General features: G+C 49.6%; 7 protein-coding genes. 3 read left to right on the forward strand and 4 right to left on the reverse strand.

What is annotated here, in order from left to right:
* The 4 genes from HY879_03385 to HY879_03400 form a co-directional block, all read right to left on the reverse strand.
* The coding region (locus tag HY879_03385) for a hypothetical protein (GenBank protein ID MBI5602373.1) at nucleotides 1-146 on the reverse strand (146 nt) is incomplete at its 3' end.
* Nucleotides 147-161: 15 nt separating this feature from the next.
* Complete coding sequence (gene groES, locus HY879_03390; protein ID MBI5602374.1) at nucleotides 162-449, reverse strand: co-chaperone GroES; 288 nt, start codon at nucleotides 447-449, stop codon at nucleotides 162-164.
* A gap of 272 nt (nucleotides 450-721) precedes the next feature.
* Complete coding sequence (locus HY879_03395) at nucleotides 722-1501, reverse strand: SDR family oxidoreductase (GenBank protein MBI5602375.1); 780 nt, start codon at nucleotides 1499-1501, stop codon at nucleotides 722-724.
* A 362-nt stretch (nucleotides 1502-1863) separates the two neighbouring features.
* Entirely contained in the window at nucleotides 1864-3402 is a 1539-nt protein-coding gene (locus HY879_03400; protein MBI5602376.1) for a sigma 54-interacting transcriptional regulator, read from the reverse strand.
* Between the two features lie 195 nt (nucleotides 3403-3597).
* On the opposite strand from HY879_03400, the gene HY879_03405 reads away from it, so the two are divergent.
* From HY879_03405 to HY879_03415, 3 genes are all read left to right on the forward strand, one after another.
* Nucleotides 3598-3882 carry a hypothetical protein gene (locus tag HY879_03405; GenBank protein MBI5602377.1) on the forward strand — a complete coding sequence of 95 codons (285 nt, stop codon included), beginning with the start codon at nucleotides 3598-3600 and terminating at the stop codon, nucleotides 3880-3882.
* The gene (locus HY879_03410; protein MBI5602378.1) at nucleotides 3879-4565 is read left to right on the forward strand and encodes a hypothetical protein; all 687 of its coding nucleotides are present in this window, start codon (nucleotides 3879-3881) and stop codon (nucleotides 4563-4565) included. Before HY879_03405 ends, HY879_03410 begins: the two co-directional genes overlap by 4 nt.
* 229 nt (nucleotides 4566-4794) lie before the next feature.
* Nucleotides 4795-5022 carry a hypothetical protein gene (locus HY879_03415; protein MBI5602379.1) on the forward strand — a complete coding sequence of 76 codons (228 nt, stop codon included), beginning with the start codon at nucleotides 4795-4797 and terminating at the stop codon, nucleotides 5020-5022.
* The last annotated feature ends 104 nt before the right edge of the window (nucleotides 5023-5126 follow it).

A 5126-nucleotide genomic window follows, 5' to 3' on the forward strand; every position in this document is an offset into this window, starting at 1 on the left:
ATGGCCGGAGACCCATAGGATTTATCCAATATTACATTTCGGCCTTTAGGTCCCAGGGTCACCTTAACGGCATTGGCCAAGGTATCCACCCCTATCCTCATGGACTCGCGGGCCTTTGAATCGTACTTAATCTCTTTCGCTGACATATTTTACTTCCTCCTTTATTCTATTACGCCTAAGATATCTTCTTCTCGCATCATTAAAAATTCTTCGCCTTCGACCTTGATCTCCGTCCCGGAATACTTCCCAAAGAGGATCTTGTCGCCCACCTTGACGTCCAGGGCGAGCTTGGTCCCGTTCTCCAAAATCTTCCCCGGTCCAACGGCAATGACTTTGCCTTCCTGGGGTTTTTCCTTGGCGGAATCCGGGATAATAATCCCTCCTTTGGTCTTTTCTTCTTCCTCAAGCCTCTGTACAATGACCCGATCATGTAATGGCCTAATTTTCATACGTTTACGCTCCTTCTTTCTTTCAAAAAATTCTTGAATTATTAGCACTCGCCTTAATTGAGTGCTATTTCTAATATAAGCTTAAAATTTTAAAATTCAACTAAAAAATTCAAACCGTTGAAATATCCCCCTTTAAAATCCAATTAAGCATCTCATCCTTCCCCCTTCCTTTTGAGGGTTTCACCTGTTTCGGGTACACGGAACAGACCTTACCCGTTCTTTTCCAATCCATGAATGAACACGCGCGTCGATTTCATTGCCATTGCCCGATACTATTTTTTAAGCGGTTCGCTCGCCAGGAAACGGGCCTGGAGTCGCCGCATCCCCTGAAGCCAGCGATCATAATCGCTTGTCTTTCTTTGCATATACGTTTTTACTTCGGGGTGAGGCAGGATCAGAAACGCTTCTTTATTCAAACCCTCGATGACCGCCTCGGCGAGTTGTTCCGGTTCCATCAGCCCGTCAACAGCCGCTACACCGCCATCCGGCCCGGCCATGGCCGTGCGCACGGCTTGGGGACAGAGGGCAAATACTTTTATTCCCTGATCGCCGTAGGTGATGGCGATATTTTCGGCCAGCCCCACGGCGGCATGCTTGGTGACGGCATAGGGCGCCGAACCGATCTGGTTGAGGAGCCCTGCGGCCGAGGCCGTGATCATGAACGCGCCGCCCCCCCGGGCGATCATTCCGGGCAGGATCGCCCGTCCCACGTATATATGGGACATCACGTTGATCTCCCAGATGCGCTGCCATTGATCATTGGGACACTCCAGGTCGCCGATGAAAAGGATACCGGCATTCGAGCAAAAAAGATCTATAAATCCGAACTTCTCTTCCGCAAAGCGGACTAACTGTTTTATCTCTTCTTCCCGGCTGACATCGCACTTGAAGGCCGCCCCATTTATTTGATCGGCGACATTTTTAGCTAAAGCCTCATTGATATCGGCGACGACGATGCCTTTGGCCCCTTCACGGGCAAATCGCCGGCACAAAGCCTCCCCTATCCCACTGCCACCACCCGTAACCACCACAACGGTATCTTTGATTTTCATAGAAGTCCCTCACTCTTTATTTATTTTTGAAATTCCACTCCCGTGGTCCGACCCCGACACATCACTTCTTTTTACCTTTTCTCTTTTTACTTTTGGCTTTCTTTAAAGGGAGTATAAGGCAAGGAAAAGACTGGAGCAAGGAGAAAAGCAGGTTGGAAGGCAAGGAATAGGAATCCAAAAACATTCTTTGGGCAGGGATTTCAGTTTGATCCCGGTATCGGTATGATGCCACCGTTGCCGAAATCGCCCATCAAAAAACTGGTAACTTCGAATTTTGAAATTTTATCTCTCTGGGAACCTCCGGCAAAGCAACCCGGAACAAGTCAATTCAGAAAGGATGTCCCCATTTATGACGTCCCCTTTTATTTCTGACGGCCGAATCGGATGTGAAGCTTTCTCATTCGGTTTCGAAGGGTACTGGGATTCATACCGAGCAGTTCGGCTGCACTCCCCTTCCCCTCCACTTTTCGGCCGCAGATCTTGAGCACCTCTTCGATATGCCGGGTCATGGCCTCATCGAGGGTAAGCGGTTGCCCCTTTTTTATAACCGTGGTGGGCGTTACCTCCCGCGAAGTCTCGGCCTGGTTATCTTCGAAAGTCAGGGCCTCTCCTTTCCGGAGGATCATGGCACGCTCAACCATATTTTCGAGTTCCCTGACATTTCCAGGCCAGGCATATTCCATCAGCCGGTCCATAGCCCCCGGACCGGGAACCGGAAGCTTCTTGATACCCATTTCTCCGGCTTTCCGCTCGATTAAATGAAAGACCAGGGCGGGGATGTCTTCCTTTCTTTCCCGGAGAGGCGGGATCATGACCGGAAAGACGTTCAACCTGAACCATAAGTCTTTACGAAAATCGCCGGTCTGAACCATCTTTTCCAACTCCCTGTTTGTGGCCGCCACAACCCGGATATCGACCTTGATCGGATTCGTCCCGCCCAGGCGTTCGATCTCCTTCTCCTGGAGTACACGGAGCAGCCTTACCTGAGCATTGGGAGGCAGTTCACCCACTTCGTCCAGAAAAATAGTACCCTGATGGGCCCTCTCAAATCGCCCTCTTTTTTGGGCCATGGCCCCTGTGAAGGCGCCTTTCTCATGGCCGAAGAGTTCGCTGTCGAGGAGACTGTCGGGAATCGCCCCGCAATTGACCTTGATGAAGGGACCATCCTTTCTTGGCGAAGAGTAGTGGATCGCATTGGCAATGACCTCTTTTCCCACCCCGGTCTCCCCCAGAAGGAGGACCGGGCTTAAAAGAGGGGCTACCTGCCGGACCATTTCCATAACCCCTTTCAAACCGAAATCGCCGCCAATGATCTCTTCCCCTGAAAGCTGCATAAGTTCCCGTTGGAGATACCGGTTGTCATCGGAAAGCTGCTCCTTAAGCTTGAGGACTTCGTGATACCTCAGGCTGTTTGATAAAGCTATGGCAAACGGCTGGTTCAACAAAGATAGAAGCCTCGAATGCTCATCCGTATATCTATCGAGGCCGTCTGCACGGAGGGTCAAGGCCCCTATTCTTTGCCCGTCGACGACCAGCCGCATGATCAGGAGGGATGAATCCGGTTTTTCATGGACCTTGGCCATCTGTCTGGTCGCCGGGTCACGCTCCGGGCGATTGACGATTCTCACATCGGGGAGTTCAGAACCACCAAGGTCTGACATGGCTTCCTTCGGCATCTTGATTCTATGAGGAGTTCTGAAGAACACCCCTCCTTCGGCTGTCGCCGCGGCGACCGTGCTTATCAGGCCCAGGGTCCTGTCGTAAAGGTGAAGGCTCATTTCCTCTACAGGAAAAAGGTGTTTGAAATATAGTAGACACTGCCAGAGGGCCTTCTCCACTTCCAGACTGCCGCATATCCGGAGTGTTGCCTCCTGAAAATACTTCTTTTCGTCATAACTCATCGTCTTCCTCCGAGAACCGTATGGGTTCATTTCCGCCTTATTTGACAGTTTAGCCCATGCCGTCGGATATGACAATTTATTTCCGTCACTATTGACAGCCTACCCTATATTTTTACATAACTAATTGATATTTTATAATAATTAAATTTGGCACGGCTTTGGCATTATAGAATGGCAAAAAGGAAGGACGAAAAAATGAAGTGTCTGGAAATCATAAACCTTAGGGCATCCGGAGATGTTCGGGAATTATTCAATCCCGAGATGACGAAACTTTTTAATCGTATAAGCCAGTTGAACGGCTTGATTGAGTTTAAACTGTTTTTCCATGCCTTTGTCAGCAATGACCTGGCCGTCCACCTTTTGTGGGACACCGAAGCCATTGACCCGCGAGGAAGCCCATTAGGCCGTCAACTTGTCCAGATTCTAAGAGATTTCGGATTAACCAATTACAATTTATGGAAAGAGGAGGAAAGAAAATGAATTTACCCTTTACAATCGATCAGTTCATGGAAATCTTTGCAACCTATAACCGGGCCATCTGGCCGGTCCAGATCATCGCCTATCTGCTTGGGGTTACGGCCCTGTTTTTGGCCGTCAGGCGGACGGGGTATTCCGGCCGGATGATCAGCGCCATCCTATCCTGCCTCTGGATTTGGAATGGCGCCGCCTACCACCTGACTTATTTCAGCCGGATCAATAAAGGAGCCTTCGCTTTTGGGGCACTCTTTATCGTCCAGGGCATCCTTTTTTTTCTGGCCGGGGTAATCAAGTCAAACCTGTCTTTCAGGATTAGACGGGATACCTCCTCCATGGCAGGCCTTCTTATCATTGCCTACGCCATGGTCATTTACCCCCTTATCGGTCATCTGCTCGGTCATCGGTTTCCATCTTCACCGGTCTTCGGAGTGGCCCCTTGCCCGACAACGATTTTTACCTTTGGTCTGCTTCTCTGGTCAGAAAGAAGGCCCTCCGTTTCGCTGCTGCTCATACCGCTTATCTGGGCCATCGTGGGAAGCAGCGCCGTTGTCTTTCTGGGGGTCCTGGAAGATATCGGGTTGATAACATCCGGACTGCTCAGTGCTTCCATCATTTTTTTGCGGGGCAGGAAGGTCAATGGCAGGGAAGCGAAGAAGATGAGCCTTGTCCCTGCCGGCTCCCGCTAACGGGAGAGGGCGGTAAAAGAAACGTACCGTTTGACTGAATCCTTATCGGGGGTGGGGGCAGATTTGCCCCCACGAAGTCTGTTTTTATTTATGCCGAGAACCTATAATTAAACCATATTTACATTCATCGAATTACCCCCATTTGCCTCAGTTCGGGATAAGTACTTGGATGATGATGAATTCATGGCGCTTCAGCAATTACTCCGACTTCTGAAGGAGATGTTTGAAAATGGCTAAATTATCTGAAAAAGAATGGGTTGCCTGGGAAAAAACTCGTGACCTGAATGTGGAGCTTTCGCAGGTTATGGATGAAATAAAACGTAGGCGATGGGCTCGGAAAACGGAATTTTTAAGGCAACCGGACGGATCGGTGCGACGCCTGGTGACCAGGCGCGACGGCACGGTAGAGAAAGAAGAAACGATACCTGCGGAAAAGGTTGAAAGATTGGGGGACTAAGATGGATTTTCCTGGGGAAATTACCTTTAAGTTAATCGATAAAAAGAATAAGGAACCGGTAAAAGATATAGCTACGCTACTTATTCTTTATGCCCACAAAAAGA

This window comes from Deltaproteobacteria bacterium (assembly GCA_016219225.1).
Classification (GTDB): Bacteria; Desulfobacterota; RBG-13-43-22; order RBG-13-43-22; family RBG-13-43-22; genus RBG-13-43-22.

Coding starts and splice junctions, on each gene's coding strand:
- groES (MBI5602374.1), bottom strand. CDS start 449: ATGAAAATTAGGCCATTACATGATCGGGTCATTGTACAGAGGCTTGAG.
- HY879_03395 (MBI5602375.1), bottom strand. CDS start 1,501: ATGAAAATCAAAGATACCGTTGTGGTGGTTACGGGTGGTGGCAGTGGG.
- HY879_03400 (MBI5602376.1), bottom strand. CDS start 3,402: ATGAGTTATGACGAAAAGAAGTATTTTCAGGAGGCAACACTCCGGATA.
- HY879_03405 (MBI5602377.1), top strand. CDS start 3,598: ATGAAGTGTCTGGAAATCATAAACCTTAGGGCATCCGGAGATGTTCGG.
- HY879_03410 (MBI5602378.1), top strand. CDS start 3,879: ATGAATTTACCCTTTACAATCGATCAGTTCATGGAAATCTTTGCAACC.
- HY879_03415 (MBI5602379.1), top strand. CDS start 4,795: ATGGCTAAATTATCTGAAAAAGAATGGGTTGCCTGGGAAAAAACTCGT.